The organism is Zoogloea oryzae (genome assembly GCF_030161255.1).
Classification (GTDB): Bacteria; Pseudomonadota; Gammaproteobacteria; order Burkholderiales; family Rhodocyclaceae; genus Zoogloea; species Zoogloea oryzae.
Map to the genome: position 1 here is coordinate 1 of NZ_BSPX01000008.1, position 25,573 is coordinate 25,573.

General features: G+C 67.9%; 10 protein-coding genes. All 10 read right to left on the reverse strand.

What is annotated here, in order from left to right; translation table 11 throughout:
- On the reverse strand, positions 1–13,420 hold a 13,420-nt coding region (locus tag QQK25_RS04445; protein ID WP_284186858.1), incomplete at its 3' end, for a cadherin domain-containing protein.
- 9 nt (positions 13,421–13,429) lie between these two features.
- A complete protein-coding gene (locus QQK25_RS04450) occupies positions 13,430–14,374 on the reverse strand; it encodes an efflux RND transporter periplasmic adaptor subunit (RefSeq protein ID WP_284186859.1) in 945 nt (314 codons plus the stop codon).
- A 5-nt stretch (positions 14,375–14,379) separates the two neighbouring features.
- The gene (locus tag QQK25_RS04455) at positions 14,380–16,329 is read right to left on the reverse strand and encodes a preprotein translocase subunit SecA (RefSeq protein WP_284186860.1); all 1,950 of its coding nucleotides are present in this window, start codon (positions 16,327–16,329) and stop codon (positions 14,380–14,382) included.
- Positions 16,330–16,331: 2 nt separating this feature from the next.
- Entirely contained in the window at positions 16,332–18,482 is a 2,151-nt protein-coding gene (locus QQK25_RS04460) for a PqqD family peptide modification chaperone (RefSeq protein WP_284186861.1), read from the reverse strand.
- Position 18,483: 1 nt separating this feature from the next.
- Positions 18,484–19,809 (reverse strand): efflux RND transporter periplasmic adaptor subunit, encoded by a 1,326-nt coding sequence (locus tag QQK25_RS04465; RefSeq protein ID WP_284186862.1) that lies wholly within the window; start codon positions 19,807–19,809, stop codon positions 18,484–18,486.
- A gap of 326 nt (positions 19,810–20,135) precedes the next feature.
- On the reverse strand, positions 20,136–20,420 hold the full coding sequence (locus QQK25_RS04470; RefSeq protein WP_153159458.1) for a hypothetical protein: 285 nt from the start codon (positions 20,418–20,420) through the stop codon (positions 20,136–20,138).
- A gap of 132 nt (positions 20,421–20,552) precedes the next feature.
- A complete protein-coding gene (locus tag QQK25_RS04475; RefSeq protein WP_284186863.1) occupies positions 20,553–22,064 on the reverse strand; it encodes a methyl-accepting chemotaxis protein in 1,512 nt (503 codons plus the stop codon).
- 284 nt (positions 22,065–22,348) lie between these two features.
- Complete coding sequence (locus tag QQK25_RS04480) at positions 22,349–23,491, reverse strand: M14 family metallopeptidase (RefSeq protein ID WP_284186864.1); 1,143 nt, start codon at positions 23,489–23,491, stop codon at positions 22,349–22,351.
- Positions 23,492–23,504: 13 nt separating this feature from the next.
- Complete coding sequence (locus tag QQK25_RS04485; protein WP_284186865.1) at positions 23,505–24,773, reverse strand: DUF445 domain-containing protein; 1,269 nt, start codon at positions 24,771–24,773, stop codon at positions 23,505–23,507.
- Between the two features lie 14 nt (positions 24,774–24,787).
- Positions 24,788–25,573: a peroxide stress protein YaaA gene (gene yaaA / locus QQK25_RS04490; RefSeq protein WP_284186866.1), complete on the reverse strand. Its 786-nt coding sequence runs from the start codon at positions 25,571–25,573 to the stop codon at positions 24,788–24,790.

Sequence of the window (25,573 nt, forward strand, 5' to 3'; positions counted from 1 at the left end):
TGTTGCCGCCGCTGTCGGTGGGCGCTTCGTAGTTCGGCGCAGCGAGGAAACTCAGCGCGCCGGTGCTGCTGTTGATGGTGAACTTCGCAGCGTCGGCACCGCCAACGATGCTGTAGCTGAGCTCGCTGGCCGTGCTGTCGGCATCGGTGGCCGTGACGGTGGTCACGGCGCTGGTGTTCTCGGCGATGCTGACCGATGCGCTCGCGCCACCGCCGTTGCTGGTGATGACGGGCGCGATTGGCGCTTCGTAGTTGATGACGAGGTAGGGACGCAGGCTGACGGTGGCGTATTCGGATGACGCGAACGTCCAGTTGTCTGCGCCGGGGTTGATGGTCAGGAACGCCCAGCCGTTGTTGGTTGCGCCGTCGGCCCACGCCTGCACCGTGCTTTCGAGGCCTGTGAGGGTGTTCCAGCCAGAAACGCCCGCGCTGAAGCTGAGCGTTGCGGTGGTGCTGGCTTCGGTGTTGTTGGTCTGGATGCCGGAGTCGAGGCTGTTCCAGGTGGAGGCTTCCGTCCAGGCGGAGAACATCCGGTGCAGGTAAACGGTGTCGGCGGCGTCGTGGTTGGTGACATAGAACGACAGCGAGGCAGAGGTGATCGTCGCGCCGAAGGGTATCTGCCCGACGCCGCTGCCGAAGAGGTTGTCGAAGCGCAGCAGGCCCTGGCCCTGCGGTGAGCCGTCATCCACCAGCACGGTGGTCGCCGTGCCGTAGGCGGTGGTCGGCGTGGTGTCCTGAACGTAGGTGTCCTGGGTGCCGGTATAGCCGCTGACGCCTTCCTGGAAACGGCTCGCCCCCACCTGGATGTGGATCGTGTCGGAGTCGGTGAGGGCGCCACCGCCCGTGTTGCCGAGATCGCCGGTGAGGATGGCGATGGCGGCATCGCCGCTGTACGCAGTGGTCGGGATGAAGCTGGCGCCGTCGAGCGCAGCGTTGATGGCCGCGATGGTGCCGGTGAAGGTCATGGCGGCATCGCTGGTGCCGTCGCCGGTGGTGAAACTCAGCCCGCTGGTGGACGACAGGGTGAAGGTGCCGTTGGTGATGGTCAGGCTCACCTGCATGGTGGCGCCGGCGGCGTCCGCGTCGCTGATGGCGATCGGGTTGCTGGTGGCGGTGCCGAAGGTCAGCGCGGTATTGACGCTGGTGGTCTGGGCGCCGGGCATGGTGTTCACCGGCGCATCATTGACCGCCGTGAGGTTGATCGTGGCGCTGTCGGCACCGCTTGCCGCACCACCGCTGCCGGTGCTGCCCAGATCGTTGACATTGAGGGACAGCGTGTCGGTGGCCGGCGGGGCATCGCCACCGAAGATGTAGCTGATGGTGCCCCCCGCGTTGCCCGCCAGCAGATCGTTGAGTTGAGCCTGCGAGCCCTCGAGCACCACGCTGGCACTGCCGGACCCCGAAACCACCGTCACGCCGGTCGTGCCGACACCGACGGTGAGGGTGCCCGAAACGACACTGAGGGTTGCCCGGAGGGTGGCCGCGCCAGCATCCACATCGACGACGGAAAGGCCGGTGCCGCTGAGGGTCAGGGTGGTCTGCTCGGTCGCCGCGTAGGTGGCGGGGGTGATGGTGACCGCCGGCGCTTCGTTCACGTTGGTGACGGTCACCGCAATGGCCTGACTGGTGGTGCCCCCTGCCCCATCTGCCGCCTGCACCGTCACGTCGTAGACGTTGTTGCCGCCGGCGTCGGTGGGCGCCTCGAAGTTGGGCGCCGACAGGAAACTCAGCGCACCGGTGCTGCTGTTGATGGAGAACTTGGCCGCATCGGCGCCGCCGACGATCGAATAGACCGGCGTTCCGCCGTCCGGGTCGGACGAGGTGACGGTGAGCACCGCGGTGGTGTTTTCGGCCACGCTGGCCGTGGCGGCGCTGGTGATGGTCGGGGCGTCGTTGGCGGGCACCATCGTGATGGTGCCGCTGGCGGTGTTGCTGGTGCCGCCGTCGCCATCTTCCAGATAGCCGGCCATGGTGCGCACGGCCGTCGAGGGGTTGTCGGAGACGTTCTCGTAGGTGATGTTGCGGCCGAGCGCCTGGGCCACCGCCGCGTTGGCGCTGGCATTGAAGGTGACGACGAGCGGCGTGCTGCCGTTGGTGCCGCCAGCCCAGGTGCCAATCACCACGCCGCCGTAGGTCACGTTGCTGCCCGAGATTCCGATCTGGCCGGCGCCGGTGCCCTGGTTGCGGATGGCGATGCGGTCTTCGGCCTGGCCGTTGGCGGTGAACTGCACGACCAGCCGGCCGGTGTCGAAATTGCCGCCGTCTTCGTCGGTGACGGTGGCGGACGCGGCCACGAGCACCGGGCCGGCGTTTTCCGGGTAGTTGGCGTTGCCCGACACGAAGCTGATGACCGGCGCGTCGTTGGCGTTGGTGACGGTGACGTTGATCGTCTGGGTGTCGGTGGCGCCGGTGCCGTCGCCAACCTGGACGATCACTTCGTAGACGTTGTTGCTGTCGGCATCGGTGGGCGCTTCGAAGTTCGGGGCAACGAGGAAGCTGAGCGCACCGGTGCTGCCATTGATCTGGAACTTGGCCTGGTCGGCGCCGCCGGCAAGGCTGTAGGTGAGCGTCTGGGCGGCGCCGTCGGGATCGGTGGCGGCGACGGTGGTGACTGCCGTGGTGTTCTCGGCCACCGAAACACCGGCCGTGCTGCCGCCGCCGTTGCTGGTGATGGCGGGCGGGTTGGTGTAGACGTCGGCGGCGAACTCGGAGGTCTCGACGAAGTTCATCCCCGATGTGAGGCGGGTGGCGGTTGCGGTCACCACCTGGCCGGTGGGCACGGCGGCGGTGATGGTCGGGCTGAAGCTGGCGTTGCCGCTGGCGTCGGTCAGCACGTCCACAAAGCCGAGATAGGTCTGACCTTCGCCGTAGCCGGATGAATCCGGCGTGGGGTTGGCGAAGAATTCGATCCGGAAGTGGGTGCTGGCGACGCTGTTGAGGGTGCCGGTGATGGTGATCGCGCTGCCGGTGGTCGACGCCGAGGTGAGCACCGGCGTGTTCTGCAGGTTGTTGGCGCCGGTGTCGGCGTCGCCGGTATCGTTGGCGGTGATCCAGTCACCGCCCACATCGATGCCGAGGGAGCTGTTGGCGTAGATGCTGTTGCCGATCATCACCGCCCCCGTCGAGGCGCCGGAAATCACCACCCCCTGATGGCCCGCGCCGGCGTTGGCGATGATGTTGCCCTCGCCAGCGCTCGAGCCGCCGATCATGGTGTTGGTGGCGTCGATGACGAGGATGCCCTGCTTCTCGTTGCCGCGGGCGGTGGTGCCGTCGGCCGCCACGCCGATCCAGTTGCCGCGGATCACCGTGCCATCGGTGGTGGCGCCATACACGCCAATGCCCTGCCATGTGTTGCCTGCGATGATGTTTCGGGTGGCAGCGGTGGCGCCGCCGATCCAGGTTCCGCTGGCGCCGGCGGCAACCTCGACGCCTTCCTGGCCGTTGGCGATCACCGTGGTGCCGCTCTCGTCCAGGCCGACGATGTTGCCCTGGACGTAGTTGTTCACGCCGCCATTGGTGACGACGACGCCGTTATCCAGGTTGCCGGAGATCACGTTGCCAGCACCGGCAACCGAGCCGCCGATGACGTTGCCGCTGCCGGTGTCGATCAGCACGCCCTGCTGGGTGTTGCCGATGGCCGCGTTGCCTGCGGCGTTGGTGCCGATGTAATTGCCGGCGATGGTGTTGAAGTTGGTGCCCGAATCGCTGATGAGCACCCCGGCGCCATTGTTGCCCGAGATCACGTTGCGGGCGCCGGCGGTGGTGCCGCCGATGGTGTTGTTGGTTGCGCCGGTGAAGATCGCGACGCCCTGGTTGGTGTTGCCGAGATCCACCGTGCCGGTGGCGTCGAGGCCGATGTAGTTGCCCGACACCACGTTGCCGGTGGCGCTTGCACCGAAGATCTGGACGCCATCGACCGTGTTGCCCGAGATGACGTTGCGGCTGGCGACGGTGGTTCCGCCGATGAGGTTGTTCGTGGCGTTGTAAATCACCACGCCAGCCTGGTTGCCGGCCGCAGCGGTGCCCGCCAGGTTGGTACCGATGTAGTTGCCGGCGACGGTGACATTCGAGGTGTTCTCGATGCGGATACCCGACGACGTGAAGTTGCTGATCGCCAGGTATTTGACCGAACTGCCCGCCGTACCACTGCCGCTGAAGAGCAGCCCGATGGCGCTGGCCCCGGCCGAGGCGCCGTTGAGCGCGATCACCGGCTCTCCCGTGAAACCCGCCTGGGAATCGCCCTCGATGTTGATGACCGAGGTGATCGTGGGCAGCGCCGAGGTGAGGTTGATGGTCTGGGCGCCGCTGCCGATGGCGAAGGTGATGGTGTCGGCACCGGCCGTGTTGTTGGCGGCGATGATCGCTTCGCGGAGGGAGATCTTGCCGTCGGCGCCCTTGTTGGCGATGAGGTTGGCGATGCTGCTGGTGTTGCCGTCGGCGGTATCGGCGGCGGTGGTGACGATCAGCTCGCTCACCACGTTGGTCACCGTCACGGCGATGGCCTGGGTGTCGGTGTTGGTGCCGTCGGAAACCCGGACGGTCACGTTGTAGACGTTGTTGGCGCCGCTGTCGGTGGGGTTCTCGTAGTCGGGTGCACCGATGAACTGGAGCACGCCGGTGTTGCTGTCGATGGCGAACTTGGCCGCATCGACGCCACCGGAAATGTCGTAGGTGAGCGTGTCGCCAGGCAGGTCGGCATCGGTGGCCGTCACCGAAGCGACGATGAGTGTGTTCTCGGCGATCGACACCGAAGCCGACGCGCCGCCGCCGTTGCTGGTGATGACAGGCGCGCTCTCGTTCACCGGGGTGACGGTGACGGCGATGGCCCGCGTGCTGGTCAGGCTGCCGTCGCTCACCTGAACCGTCACGTCGTAGATGTTGTTGCTGCCCGAGTCGGTCGGCGATTCGTAATTCGGCGCAGTGGCAAAGCTGAGCGCGCCGGTGCTGGCGTTGATGGAGAACCTGGCCGAATCGGCGCCGCCGACGATGCTGTAGGTGAGCGTCTGGGCGGGCAGATCGGCGTCGGTGGCCGTCACCGTCATCACCGCGGTGGTGTTCTCGGCCACGTTGGCCGTGGCGGCGCTGGTGATGACCGGGGTGTTGTCGTTGACGGCGGTGACGGTGACGGCAACGGCCTGGGTGGTGATGCCCCCTGCCCCGTCGCTCACCTGCACGGTCACGTTGTAGACGTTGTTGGCGCCGCTGTCGGTGGGCGATTCGTAGTCGGGCGCGGTCGCAAAGCTCAGGGCACCGGTGCTGCTGTTGATCGAGAACTTCGCCGCATCCACCCCACCGCTGATCGAATACACCGGCGTGCCGCCATCCACGTCGGTGGAGGTGACTGTGAGCACAGCGGTGGTGTTCTCGGCCACGCTGGCGGTGGCGCCGCTGGTGATCACCGGCGCGTCGTTCACCGCCGTGATGTTGATCGTCAGGGTGTTGGCGCTGGCGTCGGTGTCCTGCCCGCCATTGACCGTGCCGCCATCGTCCTGCACGCGGAAGGTCAAGGATGTTGACGTAGTACTGTTGGCCACCGGCTGGTAGGTCAGGCGGCCGGCGCTGATGTCGGAGGCCAGGATCCCGGTGCCGGCGGCAAAGGTGCTGCCGTTCAGGCGCAGGGTACCGGCCGCCGGGAGGGTGTCGATCCACACCCGCAGCAGCGCGTTGCCGTTGGCGTCGGTGAAGCCGAAGTCGGTGGTGGCGAAGGTGTAGGTGGTGTCCTCGGTGGCGCTCACGCTGCCGTCAGTCCCTGACGGTGGCGAGTTGCTCGCCACGGCGGTGATGTTGGCGGCGAACTCCGAGGTGTAGCTGAAGCTCGTATAAGTGGCGTCGCTGCGCGTTGCGGTGGCCGAGATCGAGGCGCCCCCGGCAACGGTGCCGCTCAAGGTGACGTTGAACGAAGCATTGCCCGAGGCATCCGTGATGACATTGGTGCTGCCGAGGTAAGTACGCCCTTCGCCATAGCCATTGCTGTCAGCGGCGGGGTTGGCGTAGAACTCGATCCGGTAATAGCTGCTGGCCTCGCTGTTTAGCGAACCGGCGATGATGATCTGGGTGGCCCCGTTGGTGATCGCCGACGAGATCACCGGGAAGTTCTGGAGCTGGTTGGGGCCGGTGTCGGCGTCGCCGGCGTCGTTGGCTTCGACGGTTCCGTTCCAGTTCAGGTCGATCGCCTGACCGGCGTTGTTGTAGAACGCGTTGCCAAGGATCGCGGCGTGGCTGGTGGCCGACCACAGCATCACGCCCTCGCCCGCGTTGTTGGCGATGACGTTGCCGGCACCGGCGACGACGCCACCGATGCGCGTGCCGGTGGTGTCACCCAAGAGCAGGATGCCCGACATGTTGCCGAGCGCGGTGCTGCCGTCGGCGCCCACGCCAATGTAGTTGCCGGTGATCGTCGCGCCCTGGGTGCCATTGACGGCGATACCACCCTGGCCGACGTTACTGGCGATCACGTTGCGGTCGAGGGCCGTCGTTCCACCGATCACGGTGCCGGTACCCGCCGCAATCAGGTCGATACCCCACGAGCCGTTGCCTCGAGCGACGAGGCCGGTGGCATCGGTGCCGATGTAGTTGCCGGCGATCAGGGTGTTCGCCGCGCCATTGGTGACCAGGACGCCCCGTGCGGCGAAGTTGTTGATCGCCAGCCCCCGCACGGTGCTGTTGCTGGCCTCGATGGTGAGCCCTTCGTTGACCGTGGCGTTGCCATCGAGCACGACAACCGGTGCGCCGGCATAGTCAGGCTCCGTGGTGCCGTCGATGGTCACCGCGTCCGTGATGGTGGGCAGCGCCGAGGCCAGCACCAAAGTATGGGGCCCGCTTCCCGCGATGTTGAAGCTGACGGTGTCGGTACCGGCGGTAGTGTTGGCGGCGATGATGGCCTCGCGGAGCGAGATCTTGCCGTCGGTGCCCTTGCTGGCGTTGAGCTGCTCGGCGGTGAAACTGCTGCCGAGGCCGGTGTCGTTGGTGTCGGCCGTGGTGGTGACCACCAGCGCGCTGGAGACATCGGTCACCGTGACGGCCAGCGACATGGCCGAGTAGCCCACGCCGTCGCTCACCTGAACCGACACGTTGTAGACGTTGTTGGCGCCCGAGTCGGTGGGGGCTTCGTAGTCTGGCGCGGATACGAAGCTGAGGACGCCGGTGCTGCTGTTGATGGTGAACTTCGCCGCGTCGCCCCCGCCCGCGATCGAATACACCGGCGTGCCGCCATCCACGTCGGTCGAGGTGACCGTCATCACCGCGGTGGTGTTTTCGGCCACGCTGGCGCTGGCGCTGCTGGTGATCACTGGCGCGTCGTTGACGGCGGTGATGTTGATGGTGCTGGTGCCGGTGGCGGTCTTCGCCCCGCCGGTGCCCTGCCCGCCGCTGTTACCGTCGCTGAACGTCCAGCCGAGGGTGACGCTGGCGGGCGGCGCGTCGGACGAGTTGGCGTAGGCGACGGAGCTCATCACCTCGTTGATCCGCACCTGGGTGGCCGAGGCGTTGAAAGTGAGCAGCAGCGTGCCGGACGAGTTGGTCGTCACGGTGCCGACATTCACGCCCGACAGCAGCAGGCTGCCGCCCTGGGTGAGGGTGCCCAGGTTGCCCGATGCGGAGAACACGTCCTGGGCGTTGGCGCCGCCACTACGGGCGAGCGTGAGCGTGGCGCCGGCGTAGCTGTCGGCGGGATTGAGCTCGGCGTCGAAGATGCGCACGCTCGAATCGATCACCACCGCGCTTCCGTTCTCGGTGTAGCTGGCGCTGCCGCCAAGGCTGGTGGCAGCGGGGTTGGCGCGGGTGTCGAACTGGCCGTCGCTGGAGAAGCGCACCAGCAGCCCGTCGTCGGTGGTGGTGTTGCTGTAGCCGGTGGCGACAACCCGCCCGTCGGCACCGATCGCCGCCGAATACAGGAAGCTGTTGTTGCCCAGGTGGGCGGTGAGCTTGCCGTCGCCGCTGAAGCTGGTGTCGAGGCTGCCATCGCTCAGCAGGCGGACGGCGGCAAGATCGGTCGAGCTGGCGCCACCGACCACCACGATCTTGGCGTCGGACTGCAGCGTCAGGCCCCACGACGCATCGTGACCACCGAGATCCACCGTGGTGATGCCATCGCCGCCACCGAAACCGGTGTCGATGGCGCCGGTGCTGGTGTAGCGCACCACCGCGATGTCGTTGTTCGAGCCGTTCGAGAAATAGCCACCGACGACGATCTTGCCGTCCGACTGGATGGCCACCGACTGGGCGACGTCGAAACTGCTGCCCACCGGCGTGGTGACGACGCCATCGCCGCCGCCAAAGCTGGTGTCCAGACTGCCGTCGGTGTTGTAGCGCACCACGCCGAAATCCAGCGTCGCGCCCACGGTGGCGCTGCCGCTCTGGACGAGCTTGCCGTCGGACTGGAGCGCCAGGCCATAGCCGGTATCGGTGGCCCCGGCGATGTCCGCGGTGGCCTTGCCATCACCGCTGAAACTGGTGTCGAGGCTGCCATCGGCCAGATAGCGCACGACGGCAAAATCGTTGGCCGAGGTGCCGCCGAGGACGATCCTTCCGTCGGTCTGGACGACCATGCTCCAGGCTTCGTCGGTCGAACTGCTGCCGATGTCGGTGGTGACGATACCGTCGCCGCCGCCAAAGCTCGTATCGAGGGTGCCGTCGGCAAGATAGCGTACCAGGGCGAAATCCCGATGCAGGCCGTTCTGGGTGAAGCCGGCAACGAGGATCCGGCCGTCGGACTGCAGCGCCACGGCGTGGGCTTCATCGTCGCCACTGCCGATGGCCGTGGTGACCATGCCGTCGCCACCGCCGAAGCTGGTGTCGAGGGTGCCATCCACGTTGTAGCGCATCAGCAGGAAATCGAGGTTGCTGCCGTTGCTCGAATAGCCGGCGACGAGGATCTTGCCGTCGCCCTGGACCAAGGTGGCGTAGCCCCGGTCTGCCGCAGCCCCGGGCGCGGTCGTCACCGTGTAGTCGGCAGCGTTGAAGCTGGGCGCGTCATCCACCGACGCGACAGAGATGTTGCGGGTGGCGGTGGCGCTCGTCCCCAGCCCGTCATTGACCGCGAAGGAGACCGTGCGCGTGGCGGTGGCCGGCTGCTCGGACGTATTGACATAGGTGACGCTGCGCAGCGCCGCCTGGTAGCTGGCCACGGTGGCGCTGCCGCTGAGGGTGAGCACGCCGGTCACGCCGTTCCAGCTGCCGGTGATGCCCGACTGATCGGTGAAGGCGAGCGTGTCCTGGCCGCTGGCGAAGCCGCTGGTGATGCTGACGGTGGCGCCGCTGAGGTTGGGGCTGTCGGAATCGCTCACCGTCAGCGCGCCATCCACCGCGGTGGCGGCGCCGTTTTCGGTGTAGGCCAGGGTGCTGCCGGTGGTGGTGACGACCGGCAGCTGGTTGACGCTGACCATCACGTCGGCGGCGAATTCGGACGTGTCGGTGTAGCTGGAATAGGCCGCGTTGCTCTTGGTGGCGGTGGCGGTGACGGATTCGCCCACGGCCATCGACACGGCGAGCACGGTGTTGAAGCTGGCGTTGCCCGAGCCGTCGGTCGCCACATTGACGTAGCCCAGATAGCGCTGCCCTTCCCCGTAGCCCGAGGCGTCCTGGGTGGCATTGGCGTAGAACTCGATGCGGTAGTAGCTGCTCGCTGTGCTTGCCAGGGTGCCGACCAGGGCGAGATGGCCGGCGCCGTCGATGCGGGCGGTGGCGATCACCGGGAAGTTCTGCAGACTGTTGGGGCCGGTGTCGGCGTCGCCGGCATCGTTGGCGGTGACGCCGTCGGCGTTCAGGTCGATCGCCAGGTTGGCGTTGTTGTAGAAGGTGTTGCCCAGCAGCGAGAAGCTCACGCTGGAGGCATCGGTGTAGATGCCGCCCGTAGGGTTGTTGACGATCGTGTTGCCGGCACCCGCCGCCGCACCGCCGATGGTGACGCCCGTAGAAGACGAGCCGACCCAGATGCCGCCGTAGTTGTTGCCCAGAGACAGCGTGCCGGTGACGTCGGTGCCGATGTAGTTGCCCTGGATGAGCGTCCCGGTGAGGCCGGTGGACACCTCGATCCCGTTACGCAGGTTGCCCGAGATGATGTTGCGCTCGGCCGCGGTCGTGCCGCCCACCCGGTTGTTGGCACCGCCGTAAACGTCGGCACCATCGTTACCGTTTCCCCTAGCGAGGGTGCCGGTGGCATCGGTGCCGATGTAGTTGCCAATGACCACGTTGTTCGAGCCGTACAGCGCGACGCCGGCATTGACGTTGTTCGACAGCACGTTGCGCGCCGCGGTCGTCGTGCCGCCGATAGTGTTGCCCGACGACGCCACATAGACGCCGAAGTTGCTCATCGTCGGCACGGCGGTGGTGCCGTCGGCATCCAGGCCGATGATGTTGCCCTCGATGACGTTGTTGTCGGCGCCCGCCATGAGATAGAGCGCGTAGCCGTTGCTGCTGTTGAAGCTGTTGATCGCAAGCCCGCGGATCGTCGAGCCGCCCGCCCCAGCGCCGAGCACGAGGCCATGCACCCCGGAGCCCGTGAGGCTGCCGTCGATCTCGACCACCGGCCGGCCGACCACGTAGTCGGGCTCGGTGGTGCCATCGATGATCACCGCGCCGGTAAGGGTGGGCAGCGCCGAGGTCGGCTTGATGGTGTGGGTGCCGCTCACCAGCGCATCGGCGATATTGAAGCTGATGGTGTCGGTGCCCGCGGTGGTGTTGGCGGCGATGATGGCCTCGCGGAGCGAGATCTTGCCGTCGGTGCCCTTGCTGGCATTGAGCTGCTCGGCGGTGAAGCTGCTGCCAAGGCCGGTGTCGTTGGTGTCGGCCGTGGTGGTGACGACGAGTGCGCTCGACACGTCGGTCACCGTCACCGCGATTGCCTGGCTGGCAGTACCGCCAGCGCCGTCGCTCACCTGCACCGTCACGTTGTAGACGTTGTTGGCACCCGAATCGGTGGGCGCTTCGTAGTCAGGCGCGGAGCTGAAGCTCAGTGCACCGGTGCTGCTGTTGATGGTGAACTTTGCCGCATCGACCCCACCCGAGATCGAATACACCGGCGTGCCGCCGTCCACGTCGGACGAGGTGACCGTCATCACCGCCGTGGTGTTCTCGGCCACGCTGGCGCTCGCCGCGCTGGTGACGGTCGGCGCGTCGTTGACGGCCGTCACCGCCATCGACACCACCGCCGGTACGCTGGTCAAACCGGTGCCGTCCGAGACGGTGAGGCTGATGGTGCGGGTGGCGGTGCTGGGGTTTTCGCTGGTGTTGCGGTACGTGACATTGCGCACCAGCGCCTGCACGGCCGCCACCGAGGCGTTGCTGTTGAAGGTGACGGTGAGTGGCGTGCTGCCATTGCCGAAGCTGCCGCTGTAGGTGCCGATGGTGATGCCACCGTAGGTCACATTGGTGCCCGACAGGCCGATCAGCCCGGCGCCCGTGCCCTGGTTGCGGATGCCCAGCTCGTCGCTGGCCGTACCGTTGGCGGTGATCTGGTAGATCAGCTGGCCACCGGTGAAGGTGGTGGTGTCCGCATCGGTCACGGTGGCGCCGGCATCGTAGATCACCCCCGCGTTCTCCACGTAGGTGCCGCTGTAGCCGGTCAGCGTCAGGACGGGCGCCACCGCATACTGGTAGCGCTGCATGAATACGCCGTCGGTGTCGCCGGGGCCGTTGCCGTGCCACACCACCACCAGATGCCCCTTCTCGTCGGCCGCAATGCTCGGTACGTCCTGGTAGTCGGTGGTGGTGGTATTGACCAGCGTCTCGGCGGTCAGCGCGGTGCCGGACGAATCGTACTGGCGCATGTACACGCCATCGAAGCTGCCATCCTGGGCGTAGCTCTGCCAGGTCACGGCAAAAGCCCCGCCCGCCAGCATCGTCACCACCGGGTTCTGCTGCTGGTTGGTGGTGGTGGTGTTGATCCGGAACTCGCCACCCTGGGCCGCACCGCTGCTGTTGTAGCGCTGGCCGTAGATGCCGTTGCCGCTGCCGTCCTGATTGCTTTCCCAGACAACAACGAAGTTGCCGGTGCTGTCCATCGCCACCACCGGCAGATCCTGGTTGCTGGTGGTGTAGGTGCTCACATGGAACTCGCTGCCCTGCACCACCCCGCTGCTGTTGTAGCGCTTGGCGTAGATGCCCTCGTTGTCGCCATCCTGACCAAAGCTCTGCCAGGCGATCACGAAGTTGCCCGAGGCGTCCATGGCGACACTGGGCTCGGTCTGGCTCTCGGTCGTGTAGGTGTTGACCAGGAACTCCGAGCCCTGGGCCACGCCGCTGCTGTTGTAGCGCTGGGCGTAGATGCCGTTGGTGTTGACCAGATCCTGGCTCCAGCTTTGCCAGGCAACCACGAAGTTGCCGTTGGCGTCCATCGCCACCGAGGCTTCGATCTGGTCGTAGGTGGTGGTGGTATTGACGCGGAACTCGCTGCCCTGGGCCACCCCGCTGCTGTTGTAGCGCTGGGCGTAGATGCCGTAGCTGCTGCCGTCCTGGCTGTTGCTCTCCCACACCACCACGAAGTTGCCATTGGCGTCCATCGCCACCGCCGGATTGCGCTGGTTGTCGGTGGTGTAGGTGTTGACGTGGAACTGCGCGCCCTGGGCCACGCCGCTGGCGTTGTAGCGCTGACCGTATATGCCGATGCCGGTGTCGGTGGCGCCGGAGCCGTCCATCCAGATCACGACGTAGTTGCCGTTGGCGTCCATCGCCACCGTCTTGGCCGACCAGTTCTCGGTCTGGGTGCCGGTAGTGGTGGTATTTACGAGGGTCTCCGCCCCCTGGGTCGTGAGCGCCAGCACCCCGGACCAGTCGACCTGCAGGTTCGCCGACGCAAACGGTGTCGCCTCGATCGCGCCGGTGCGCACCTCCAGATCCCAGTCGCCGCCAAAGAGCGCGCTGCCGGTCGGGTCATCGCTGGCCGCCACATCGGCGCCGGTGAGCTGGGCCAGGGTTGCCACGAGGGACTGGCCGGCAGCGCCGTCGCCCACGTCGCACCCGTAGAGCAGCAGATCGGCGTCGGCCGACAGCGCATCACCCCAGCCGGCGATCTCGCCCGCCCGCTGGAAGACCGATTCAGCGTCCAGCTCGCTGGCGCCCAGCTGGGCAACGCCACTGGCGCCGTGGCCGATCACATGCACCGCGGACACATCGCTGCGCCCGGCGAGGGCCGCGCCGATCACGCCGATGCCGTCCTCGTCGCTGCCGACCACCACCACCTCGATGGGCCGCCCCGCCTGCTGCTGAGCCGAGAGGTCATCCAGCAGCTGCTGGACGTCCGGCACCCGCGCATCGACGAAAACCAGCTCGGTTCCGCCCTGCTGGATCGCCGTGGCGCCGTCGCCCGGATGGGCCGAACCCGCCAGCACTGCCGCAACAATCCCCGCCGGCCCGGGATCGGCCGAGTAGAGGATGCGCGATTCGAAAGTCTCGATCAGCGCACGGCGGTGGCGACGGCTATTCATGAACGTCTTTTAGCGCCGGTTTTTTTCCTTGAAGGAAGTGAGGCTCGAATCCATGCGCATGCCGCCCACGAGGTGGCCCCCCGCGGCGGCGATGGGCGTCTGGGGCGAAGTCTCGCCAAAGGTGATCCGGCAGCGCAGGCCGGCCGGCAGGGTGTTTCCAGGGTTGGGCAGGGCCAGCCGTACACGGAAGGTGTTGCTCGCCGCATCCACCACGCGGTCCACCAGCGCCACGGAGGCATCCACCGGCGCCGCATTGGGCAGATCGGGCTTCACGCTGGCAACTTCACCGACCCGGATGGTGCCGAAGCGGGCCGCCGGCACGATCACCTCGATACGCAGCGGATCGATCTTCGCCACCTTGAAGATCGGCTTCTCCTCGACCCGCTCGCCCAGCGAGAGATAGCGCTCGACCACCACGCCATCGAAGGGGCTGCGGATCGTCCGGAGGCCCACCTGGGCCTCGGCCACGCCGACCTCTCGGCTCCATACCCGCAGCTGTTCGCGGGTCTGCAGCACTTTCTGCTCCGCCACCTGGAAATCCGCCCTGGCCTGATCGAGGGCCTGCTGGGCCACGTAATTCTTCGCCACCAGATCTTCGGCCCGGCGCATTTTCTGGCGGGCCAGATCACGGCTGGCTTCGGCGCTGCGCAGGTCGGCCTCGGTGGCAGCGCGCGACCGGGCAACTTCGGCGGTGGCCCGTTCCACGTCGTTGCGCAGCACGGCCAGCACCTGGCCCTTGCGCACCACGTCGCCACGCTCGGCGCGCAGGCTGTCGAGCACGCCGATGACGGCGCTCCCCAGATCGGCCACCTTGTCGGGTTCGATCAGGCAGCCGAGGGTTCCCGATGAAGCTGCGCCCGCGGTTCCACCGGCCCCTTGCGGACCGGCGGCCGCAGCCAAGCCGGCCATTCCGGCCAGCCCCCAGCACGCGCAGCTCAACATCCATTTCTTCATTGTCGTCATTCCCCGGGGCCGCCAAACGACAACCCCCGCTCCCACTCCCGATCCGCCTGCAACAATACCCATCGCGCCCGCCGCTCCTGGCCGGCCTGACGCCACTGGTACCAACCCAGCAACACCCGCAGCAGCCACGGCCCGACCTTCACCGCACCGTCCGACGTCATCCCGTACCGACGCGCCAGCAGGCCCAGCAGCGGCACCTCTGCCACCCGGGCCACATCCAGGCTGATCCACGTCTCCACACTGCCCGGGTCGCCCTGGCGGGCACATCGACCTTCCAGCTGCCGGTCGATCCGGCGCGACGCATTGAACTGGCAGCACATCACGTGGAGCCCTCCCGCCGCCGCAACACCGGCCGCCAGCGGAATATCCGTCCCCCGCCCTGCCATGTTGGTGGCCACTGTCACCTGCCCTGGCTCCCCGGCCCGGGCCACGATGGCGGCCTCGTCGGCGTCGAAACGGGCGTTGAGCACCGTGTGCGCAACCCCCGCGGCCGTCAGGCGGGCCGACAGGGATTCCGACTCGGCCACGGACGAGGTGCCCACCAGCACCGGGCGCCCCGTCTGCCGGATCTCGGCGACCCGACGGGCGACGGCGTCCCACAAAGCGTGTCTTGCCCCGTATAAACGGCCCGGAAACGATTTTCTTGAGGCCGGAAGGCGTGACGGAATGCACACGACATCCAGTCCATACACCTCCCGCAACTCGCCGCGCGCCTCGCGCAGCGTGCCGCTCATGCCGCACAGCCGGTGATAGCGCGGAAAGAAACGCTGGAAGGTGATCTGGGCCAGGGTTTCGGTGGCGGGCGACGGCCGGCAGCCCTCCTTCAGCTCCACCAGCCCGTGCAGCCCGCGGGACCACACCCGGCCCGGCGCCGCGCGGCCGGTGATCTCGTCGATGATCTCCACCTGCCCGTCGCGCACCAGGTAATGCACGTCGCGGCGATACACGTGACGCGCCGCCAGGGCCAGCGCCACTACCTCCTCGCGTAACCTGCGGGAGCGCCAGCGCCCGCCCAGCGCTGCCACCCGACCGGCCAGACGCGTCCGGCCCGCATCGGTGAGACGCGCCTGCATCGCCGGCGCATCCACGCGGAAGTCGACGCCCGAAACCAGCTCGCCCGCCAGCGACCAGGCCTGCCAGAAGAACGCCCGCGCCCCGCTGTCGCGCACCTGGCGGGAGAGGATCAGCGGCATCATCGCCTCGTCGATCAGCAGGCTGTCGGCCTCATCCACCACCGCCATGCAAAGCCCGCGCAGGAGGGGCTGGACAGTGTCTCCGCCGCCAAGGGCCGCCACCCGACGCTGCAGATCGCCCCGGGCGTGGCCCCGGCGCTGCCCGTCGCGCAGGTAATCGAAGACCAGCTCCCGCGCCGTCACGTAGCACACCGGCGCAGCGTACGACGTGCGGCGCCGGGCCTCGCTCATCTCGCCGGTGACGAAATCCACCCGCAGACCCAGCCGGGCATAGAAAGGCGCGAGGTGCGTGGCATCCCGCTCCACCAGATAATCGTTGGCGGTGAGCACGTGCACCGGCATCCCGGCCAGCGCACCGACGGCCGCGGTGAGCGCGGCGGAAAGCGTCTTGCCCTCGCCGGTGGCCATCTCGGCCAGACGGTTGTCGAGCATCACCAGGGCTGCGTGGAGCTGGGTGTCGTAAGCCTCCATGCCCAGGCTGCGCCGGGCCGCGTCGACTGCTGCGGCAAGGGCTTCGGTCAGCGCGTCGCCCGCCAGCCCATCCCGCCCGAGGCGGCCCTGCACCGTCCGCAGACGGGCGGCGAAGGCAGCTTCGTCAAGCATCCGCCAGCCCGCCAGCGCTGCGCGCACGGCGGCGAGCTGCCGGCGGTATCCGGCGCGCTGCCACGGCCAGCTGCGCCGGGGCGGCTCCCGGCGTTCCGGATAAGCGCCCCACACCAGCCCCGGCAGGGGCACACGCAGATCGAGCGGCATCGTCACGTGGCGGGATTGAAGTTGCTGAGGAAAAGCTGTTTGAGCTGGCGCGCCCACTGCACGGCAAGCGGCGCCCAGCCGTGGTCGAAACGCACCCACACCCGTCCGCCGGCCCGTTCGGGGATGAGACCATCCACCACCAGATCGAAGACGAACACCGGCGACGGCGTGCGCTGATGGTCTTCATCCGCCGGGTCGACCGCAAAGCGCCCGCCGGCAAAGTCGCCCAGGGCCGGGCTGGGGAGTTTCTCGGTAGCCGCCGGCACTGCCCGCAGCAGCCGCGCCGGCAGCGTTTCGCCCGGCGACTCGGCCAGACGCACGCCCACCTGACGGGTGTCGGAACGCACCAGCGCGGCCACGTCCTGCTCCACCGCCACCCGCACGGTGGCCGGCTCGCCGGTGAATACGTGGCCAAGCAGCGCGCCACGGGGCACGAAGGCGCCGTCCACATCAACCTGACGAGGCATCGTCAGCTGGCCGGCCACGCCGGCGCGCAGCACCAGCGCCTCCTGCAGCTCTTCAACCCGCTTGAGCTGGGCCGTCACCCGACCGATGTCGGCTTCCACATCCCGCGCCTTCACCGGGTCGCGCTGCATGGCCTGGAACAGATCGGCGTTGAGCCCCTCGAGCTGGCTGCGCAGTTTCGCTGCATCGGTGACGAGGCGGGCATCCTCGAGCCGGAGCACCACCTGCCCGGCCTCCACCTTGTCGCCGTGCCGGCCTTCCATGCTCACGATGAAACCGTCGGTGCCGGCCCGCAGCTGGGCCTGCTCCGGAATCCACACCACGCCCTGGGCAAGGGTCGAGAACGGCACCGGGATCACCCCGATCAGCAGCACCACCGCCACCGACAACCCGCCCGCCACGCGCAGCGCCCGGCGCCGCTGGGTCTCGGGCAGCGCCATGCGCAGGAGGCCATGCCAGAAGCCGAGCACCGGCTTACCGATCAGCGCGATCAGCGTGGCGACACCGGCGATCACCCCGAGCACCATCGACCAGCTCCCGATCCAGCCGACAATCGCGATCGACAACCCCACCCGGTATATCCACGAAGCCGGCGCGTAGAACACGAGCCACGGCAGCTCGCCCCGCCCCGGCTCGGGGGACGGCACGCCGGCCACATGCAGCAGCCGGTTGAGCAGCAGATGGCGCCAGAAGGCACGGCTGCGCGCCGACAGATTGGGTAGGTCGAACAGGTCGCACAGTACGTAATAGCCATCGAAGCGCAGCAGCGGATTGCCGTTGAACAGCACCGTCGACACCCCGCCGACCACCGCCACCACCAGCGCCAGATCCTGCACCAGCCCCGGCTGGACGAGCGCCCAGACGATCAGCGCCAGGCCGGCAAGGGTCAGCTCGGTGATGATCCCCGCGGCGCTGACGATCACCCGCTGCCCCGCGTGGCGGAAGGCCGCCGCCGCCGACGCATCGACGAAAGGCGCCGGCGTGAGGAGCAGCAGGCTGACGCCGGTCTGACGCACCTCACCTCCGAAACGCCGCACCGCCAGCCCGTGGGCCAGCTCGTGCACGGCCTTGATCGGCGGATAGAGCAGCCACGCCATCAGCAGGAAACGCGGCGTGCCCATCCAGGTGCGCGCCGCCGACGACAGGGCGTCGACATGGGTGGCCGCCACCAGCCCGCCGGCGCAGATCACGGCGAGCCACACCAGCAGCATCTGCCACGAGAAGATCACGTAACGCCAGCGATCGAAGCGCTTCAGGAAATCGTTCGGGTCGCCCAGGCGGACCCGGAAGGCCAGCGGATTCACGCCCAGACGACGCTCCTCGCGCGCCTCCTGGTGCTGGCGGCGGAAGATCGCCTCCACGTCCGGCGTCACCTCGCACTGGATCAGCCCGCGCTGGTTGAGTTGCACCAGCAGTTGCACGATCTCGTCCTGGGTGAGCGCCTGGTCTGGGTCTTCGGCGAGCATGGCCTCGGCCAGCGCATCCACCGTCCGGGAGCCGTCGCAGCGCCCGACGAAGGCGTAGGCCGCCGCGTTCATCCGGTGGAAACGGCCACTCACCGGATCGGCGAGCACGTACCACACCTCGTCGCGGTAGATCTGCCGACGCACCCGCACCTGCGACCGCAGGCTCGGGTGCAGGCCCGCCACCCGGTACCACTGACTGCTGAAGGCGCTCGGCCCGTTCATCTCAGTGTCCCAGCCACGACCACAGGCCGATCCGCATCCAGTCGATCAGCCGGTGAGTCCAGGCCCACGCCAGGGGCTCGCGCCCCACGGCAATCTTCGCCACGCCGCGCAGCCCCGGCCGCAGGTTGTCGGGCTGGGCCGACAGCGCCGCCTCAACCTCGAACACGTTGCGCCCTTCCACCGCGCTGGCCATCGGCGTGATGCGGGTGACGGCCAGCGGCAGCGTATCCCAGGGCAGCGCCGACAGGGCCAGATGACCCGCCTGCCCCACCCGGATGCGGGCGATGTCCCGCTCATCCACCTCGACGATCACGCGGAAACGCTCCCGCGGCGCGACCGTCAGCAGCACGTCCCCCCGCTGCACCGGCGCCCCGAGGGATTGGCTGAGATCACCGCGGATCACGACGCCGTCGAACGGCGCCTCGATGCGGATGCGCCCGAGTTGCTGGTCCACCAGGTCGAGCTGGGCGCGCGCCTCCTCGGCCTTGGCCTGGCTGACGACCAGCTGGGCGCGGTCGGCCCGCGCCATCGCGGCGCCGTAGGCGTTCTCGTGCTGGGCAAGCTCGCTCGCCCACTTGCTGCGTTCAAGCTGCAGATCCTGTTCGGCCAGCTCGGCCAGTAACTGGCCAGACTTGACCAGATCGCCCGGACGAACCAGGCCGCGCTTAAGGAACCCATCGACCGGCGCCACCAGCACCCGCTGGATCGCCCCTTCCACCCGGGCGTTGCCGCCAACCCGGTACTGGAACGGCACCAGCAGCAGCACCGTCAACGTCACCAGCGCCACGCCCAGCCCAAGCCGCAGGCGGCCACCGGCGGGTGACCGGAGCGCCGCCCAGCCGCGCCTCAGGTGATCCCGCAGTCGCTTGCGCCAGGGCCGCTCGCCGTGACGCATGTAATGCAGCACCGGGCCGACCAGCGCCACCGCGTGCTCCCATTCCATCATCACGGCCGGATCAGGCGCACTCCCCTGGCGGAACTGCAGCAGCACCGCGCCCACCAGCTCATGCTGGACGGCGATCGGGATGGTGCACACCACCCCGCCCTCCTGGCGGATGAACTCCTCGTGGGACAGGATGATCCGCGGCGGCAGCTCGGGCGGCGCGGGGGCGATGACCGTCGCCGCCTGCTCGATCGCCTCGTCCATCGCCGCACCCATCGCCCGCAAGGTGTCGGTGCTGCCGTCACCCAGCGCACCGTGAGACAAGGCGACGACCCGCGAGAATCGATCCTCGACAAAGCCGACGGCCACCCGCTCGCAGCCAAGCCGCGTGGCCAGCTCCGAGGCAAACGCGGTCGCGGCCGGCCCCAGACGCGGGTGGGACACCACAGCCGCCTGCAGGGCAAGCACTTCGAGGGCCGAAAAACCGGAAGAAGGGGCCGGGGACTGGGGGTTCAGGGCTGCGGTCCTTAGAGAATATCGTCCTCGTATTGACGACGCAGCGCCGGAAAACTTTAAGCCCGCCCGCCACCGGCTGCGCACCCTGTCACGCCGTCGCAACCCCGGCCCCGCGGGGCATTCCTATCGGCAGGCTTTCAGCGGGCATGTTTTCAGGGCGCATAAAAGCCGATGCCCCCTTCACCGCTGGGTGGAGGGGGCATCGGCCAGATGCTGTCACCAGACCCGGCAGGCGCCGGACCGGTCTGCTGCACTCAGCGCTGGGCGGTCAGCTGGGCCAGGAAGGCGGCTTCCTTTTCGGCCGGGAAAGCATGCTGAGCCATCACGCGCTGCACAGCGTGGGGATCACCACCCTCGCCTGCCACCGAAAACTCGATGCCAAGCTGCCGGCCGTTGGCGGCCAGGGTCATGAAAGCCGTCCTCCAGCGCTGGCATTCCGCCAGACGCTCACGCACTTCACTTTCGTTGCTGATGACGACACCAGCGGCCTTGAGGGAATCCAGAAACTCTGCGTAGGACTCGTTGCAATAACTGCCCATCGACTTCTCCTGTTAAATCCGGCGATCTCTCGCCTGTGATCTCTTAACGCGGCGTATCGATCGGTGGATGACACGATTTCAAAATAATTTCGGACTTTTTTCCGTCACCCGTGGCCGCACGTTCAGCCCACATCAGATGTGGAACCGGTTGAGCGCCGTCCGCAGCCCCTCGGCGCTTTGGGACAGCGCCTGCGCCTCGCCAGAGATGGCGTGGGTGGCCACCGCCGAGCGATCGGCCATCCGGGAGATCAGTTCCACGTGACGGGAGATTTCCTGGGCCGCGACGCTCTGCTCGGCCAGCGAGTCGGAGATCCGGCCGACGATGTCGCCCACACCATCGGCGCGACCGGTAATGAGATCGATCGATTCGCCCGCCTTGCCGGCATGGCTCACACCGGCATTCACCCTGCCCACCGCGCTCTCGATGCAGCCGAGCACCGACTCCTTGGCACCGCGCATGTCGTTCATCATCCGGCCGATCTCGTCGGTCGCGGTGGTGGTGCGCTCAGCGAGCTTGCGCACTTCGTCGGCCACCACCGCAAAGCCACGGCCAAGCTCGCCAGCCCGGGCGGCCTCGATGGCGGCATTGAGCGCCAGCAGGTTGGTCTGATCGGCGATGCCCTTGATGATCGTGACCACCTCCGACGCCCTTTCGGACTCGCGCCCAAGGGCCTCGACCCGCTCCACAGCGGTGCCGATCACCCCGGCGATGCCCGACATTTCGCCAACCGCGGCCTTCACGACCTGACTGCCCTCGACGGCGGCCTGACTGGAATCGGAAGCCAGCCGGCGGGCCTCGGTTGCGCTGTCGGCGATCTGGTTGATCGAGGCGGTCATCTCCTGCACCGCCGCAGCCATCGCGCTGGTGGAATTGTTCTGGTCGCCGACACCCTCGGCGATGCCGACCGATGCCGCGGTGAGTCGCGCAGCCAGCGCCTGAAGGCTATCTGCCGTACCCCGCGCCTCGGCGAGGGTGCGCCGCAGTTCGTCCTGCATCCGCGCCACGGCTTGCACCAGGGGCCGGGATTCGATGGTCGACTTGTCGAAGGTGTAATCCAGCCGCCCTGCGGAAACCCGCTGGGCAAAGTCGGAAACGACCACGCCGTCGAGCACCATGCCACGCAGCAGCCCGGCGATGTAGCACAGCAGCCCGGTCTCGACGACCACGTAAGCTGCATGCACGAGCACCCGTCCGATCCCATCCACCTGGGGGAATACATAGACTCCGGCGCCGGTCGCCTGCAGCCAGGCAAAGCTGAGGTGATGGACGGCGATGAGACCTGCCGCCGCGATCAACGGCCGCCAGTCACAGTAAAGCACCAGAAACGCCAGGAGCGCGAAGATGCCAAAATGGGCTTCGATGGTGCCACGGGTCTGGTGGATGAGCAGCGCCGAGAAGATCATGGCCGAGCACGCGACGGCGATCCGCGTCACCAGCCGGCCCTGAGCGCCGCGGCTGATCAGGAGCGGCACCAGGAAAGCCGGCACCCCCACCCCCAGCACGGCACCCCATTCACCAAAATAGGCGGCAACGCCGAGGCATAGCAGCAGATGCACGCCCAGGGCGCCGATCAGCAGGTTATCGGCGCGGGCGCGGAAGGAAGACAGGCCGTCGACGGACGGCCGCGAGTCGTGGGCGGTCATGATCGGCCACCCCACGGGGGCTGCTGCACTGCGCTGCAGATGTCGCCACGCAGAACGGCCTCGACCTGCATCGACCAGAGCTGGGCAGCAGAGACGGCAAGCCACCCACCCAACAACAACCAAGGCCATACAGCCTTCAGCTGATAGCCAGCGGAACACGGGGTTCCATTACCTGCGGTCACGATCGTGGCTCCCATTGAACAAGTTGAACACTTGTCCAATAACGACCCGATCTGTCTGTCCTTTAAATCGCGCCCTCTGCCGGCGCCTGCGGTTGCAGGCCTTCAGCCGGTGAGATGGGCCAGGATCGGGTTGAGCATCGCGGCGCCGAGTCGCTTGCTGCGCTCGCCGTTCCAGCCGGTGACGCCATCGGGCAGGTTGGCGTTGTCCTTGAACGGCATCTCGAGGGTGATCGACACGCAGCCGAAGCGATGGGCGACCCACTTCGACGCGAGAGTCAGCAGTTCGTCCTGGAAACGCCCCGCGAGATAGCCGTGCTCGGTCTGGAAATCCGGGCTGGCGGCCTGGAAGACTTCGACGAAGCGGGCCTGACGGGCGCGCTGGGCATCGGAAAAGCCCGGCACTTCCTCGGCGGTGGAAAAGAAGACATACGGCAGCGCCTCGTCGCCGTGGATGTCGAGGAAGAGCTCGACCCCGCTCGCTTCCATCGCGTCGCGCACGGCCAGCACTTCCGGGCTGCGCATCGCGCTGGGTGCGCGCCACTCGCGGTTGAGGTTGGCGCCCGCGGCATTCGTGCGCAGGTTGCCGCGGATCGCGCCGTCCGGGTTCATGTTGGGCACCACATACAGCACGGCCTTCTCGCGGATGCGCCGGGCCACCGGATCGGCGCTGTCGAGCAGGCGTTCGAGCAGGCCTTCGACGAACCACTCGGCCATGCTTTCGCCCGGATGCTGGCGGGCGATGATCCACACCGGCTGCTTGCCCGGGCCGGCGCGGCCGACGGTGACGAGATCGAGGTCGCGCCCATCGACGGTCGCGCCCAGGTTGGTGACCGATGCGAAGGCCGACATCTCGACCCGCCCCAGCAGATCCAGGTGACGTTCGTGGGAGTACGGCTCGAAGTAGGCGTAGTAGATGCTGTTGCGCTCGGGCCGGTGCTCGACGATCAGCTGGCCGTTTTCATAGCGCGTGCCGGCGATGCGGAACCAGTGGCGGCGGTCGTAGGAGGCCACGCAGCGGTAGCCGGGCCAGCCGTCGGGATAGGCGGCGTCGGCGGCGTTCTCGAAGACGAGGCGCACGTCCTGCCCGGCCGCGCCGTGGAGCCGGAAGTGGAACCACTGGCGGAAAGTGGAACCTCCACCCACGCCCTGGTCGGCCCGCAGGCGCAGGCGGATGTTGTCGGGGCGCTCGATGGACAGCACCTCGATGGCGCCGGCGTCGAAATTGCTGCTGATGCGGAGGGTCATGGCGAGGCGGAAATCAGCTGATGAGGTGGGTGACGGCGTACAGCACGAGGCCGATCAGGCCGCCGACGAGGGTGCCGTTGAGCCGGATGAACTGCAGGTCGCGGCCGACGCTCTGCTCGATCTCGCGCACCAGGTCTTCGTCGTTCCAGGCGCGCACGGTGCCGGCGATGTGGCGCGACAGCCCTTCGCGCAGCTCGGGCGCCAGGGCCTCGACGCTCTGCTCGATGTGCTCGTTGACCGAATCGCGCAGGGCCGGATTGGTGGCGAGGCTGGCGCCGATGGCGCTGGCGGCCGAGGCGATCTTGCGGCGCACACGCGAATCGGGCTTCGCCAGGTCGCTCGCCAGCCAGCCGCGCAGGTCTTCCCACAGCCCCTGCAGATAGGTGCCGACACCGGGGTGGGCGAGGAAATCACGCTTGGCCTGCTCGATGCGGGCGCGGAAGCCCTCGTCGTGCTGGAGGCGTTCGATGTAGCGGTGGATGACCTCGTCGAAGGCCGCGCGGCGCGGGTGGTTCGGATCGTTGGCAACTTCGGCGAGCAGGCCGTTCACCCCGGTGACGATACCGTTGGCGACCTTCTCGCCCAGTTCGGCAGGGTTGATGCCGACGAGGCCCAGCATGGCGACGATCTTCGGGTATTCCTTGTTCGCCACGTCCACGATCATGCCCGCAAAACCCTGCTGCACGCCGGGCTGGCCGAGCCAGTCGGCCAGCTTGGAGAGGCCATCGTCGAGCAGGCCCTGGTGGCGGCGATCCTCGGTGAGCAGATTGAGGACGCGACCCACGGTGCCGGCCAGGTCGAGATCGCCGGCGCGGCGGCGCAGGGCGTGGAGCACCAGCCTGCGCACCCGCCGGTCGTCCATGAAATCCAGCGACTGGACCGCCACCACCGCCAGCCGGTCGGCCAGCAGGCGGGCGTTGCGCTCGTCCTGCAGCCACGCGGCGATGCGCTCGGCCGGGTTGGCGGCGCGCAGGCGGCCAACGAGGGAATGGGTGTCGAGGAACTTGTCGCGGATGAACACCGCCAGGTTGTCGGCCAGCCGCGCCTTGTTGCGGGGCAGGATGGCCGTATGGGGAATCGGCAGGCCCAGGGGCCGGCGGAACAGCGCCACCACCGCAAACCAGTCGGCCATGGCGCCGATCATCGCCGCCTCGGCGAAAGCCGCCAGCCAGGGCAGGCCCTCGCGGCGGGCGAAGACGAACAGCACCGTGACGGCCACCAGCAGCCCGGTGGCGAGGAGCTTCATGCGGGCCAGCGCGGCCGCTTTTTCGGGAGATGCCATCTGCCCTGCCCCCTTCAGTCGAGCCGCCGGCGGAAGACCCAGTGGCCTTCGTCGGAGGCTTCCGGTGCGAAGGCGTAGCCGTCGCTGTTGAAATCCTTGAGCTGCTCTACCGCTTCGACGCCGTGGGTGATGGCGTGGCGGGCCATCAGGCCGCGGGCACGCTTGGCGTAGAAGCTGATGATCTTGTAGCGCCCGCCCTTCCAGTCTTCAAACGCCAGGTTGAGCAGCCGCCCCTTGAGCTTGGCCGGCTTGACGGACTTGAAGTATTCCTCGGAGGCCAGATTGACCAGCACCGGCTCGCGGCCGGCGTCGGCTTCGCCTTCGAGCAGGCGGTTGAGGGCGTCGGTCTGGGTCATGCCCCAGAAGGCGTACAGATCCTTGCCACGGCCATTCTTGAAGCGGGTGCCCATCTCGAGGCGGTAGGCCTGCATCAGATCAAGCGGACGCAGCAGGCCGTACAGGCCGGAGAGGATGCGCAGGTGGCGCTGGGCGTAGTCGAGCTGGGCCTCGGTGAGGGTGCGGGCGTCGAGGCCGTCGTACACGTCGCCATTGAAGGCGAGCACCGCCGGGCGGGCGTTGTCGGCCGAGAACGGGCGCGACCACTCGGCGTAGCGGGCCACGTTGAGGGCGGCGAGCTGATCCGACAGGCTCATCAGCTCGGCCACCTGGGCGTGGGAGAGCTCACGCAGGCCGGCGATCAGCTCGGCGGCATCGTCGAGGTAGTCGGGCTGGGTGTGACGGGGCGTGGCGAGGGGCGACTCGTAATCGAGGGCCTTGGCGGGGGACAACACGAAAATCAT

Excerpts from the sequence above, each read along its gene's own strand:
- yaaA (WP_284186866.1), bottom strand. The coding sequence starts at position 25,573 with ATGATTTTCGTGTTGTCCCCCGCCAAGGCCCTCGATTACGAGTCGCCC.
- QQK25_RS04450 (WP_284186859.1), bottom strand. The coding sequence starts at position 14,374 with ATGAAGAAATGGATGTTGAGCTGCGCGTGCTGGGGGCTGGCCGGAATG.
- QQK25_RS04460 (WP_284186861.1), bottom strand. The coding sequence starts at position 18,482 with ATGAACGGGCCGAGCGCCTTCAGCAGTCAGTGGTACCGGGTGGCGGGC.
- QQK25_RS04485 (WP_284186865.1), bottom strand. The coding sequence starts at position 24,773 with ATGGCATCTCCCGAAAAAGCGGCCGCGCTGGCCCGCATGAAGCTCCTC.
- QQK25_RS04470 (WP_153159458.1), bottom strand. The coding sequence starts at position 20,420 with ATGGGCAGTTATTGCAACGAGTCCTACGCAGAGTTTCTGGATTCCCTC.
- QQK25_RS04475 (WP_284186863.1), bottom strand. The coding sequence starts at position 22,064 with ATGACCGCCCACGACTCGCGGCCGTCCGTCGACGGCCTGTCTTCCTTC.
- QQK25_RS04455 (WP_284186860.1), bottom strand. The coding sequence starts at position 16,329 with ATGCCGCTCGATCTGCGTGTGCCCCTGCCGGGGCTGGTGTGGGGCGCT.
- QQK25_RS04480 (WP_284186864.1), bottom strand. The coding sequence starts at position 23,491 with ATGACCCTCCGCATCAGCAGCAATTTCGACGCCGGCGCCATCGAGGTG.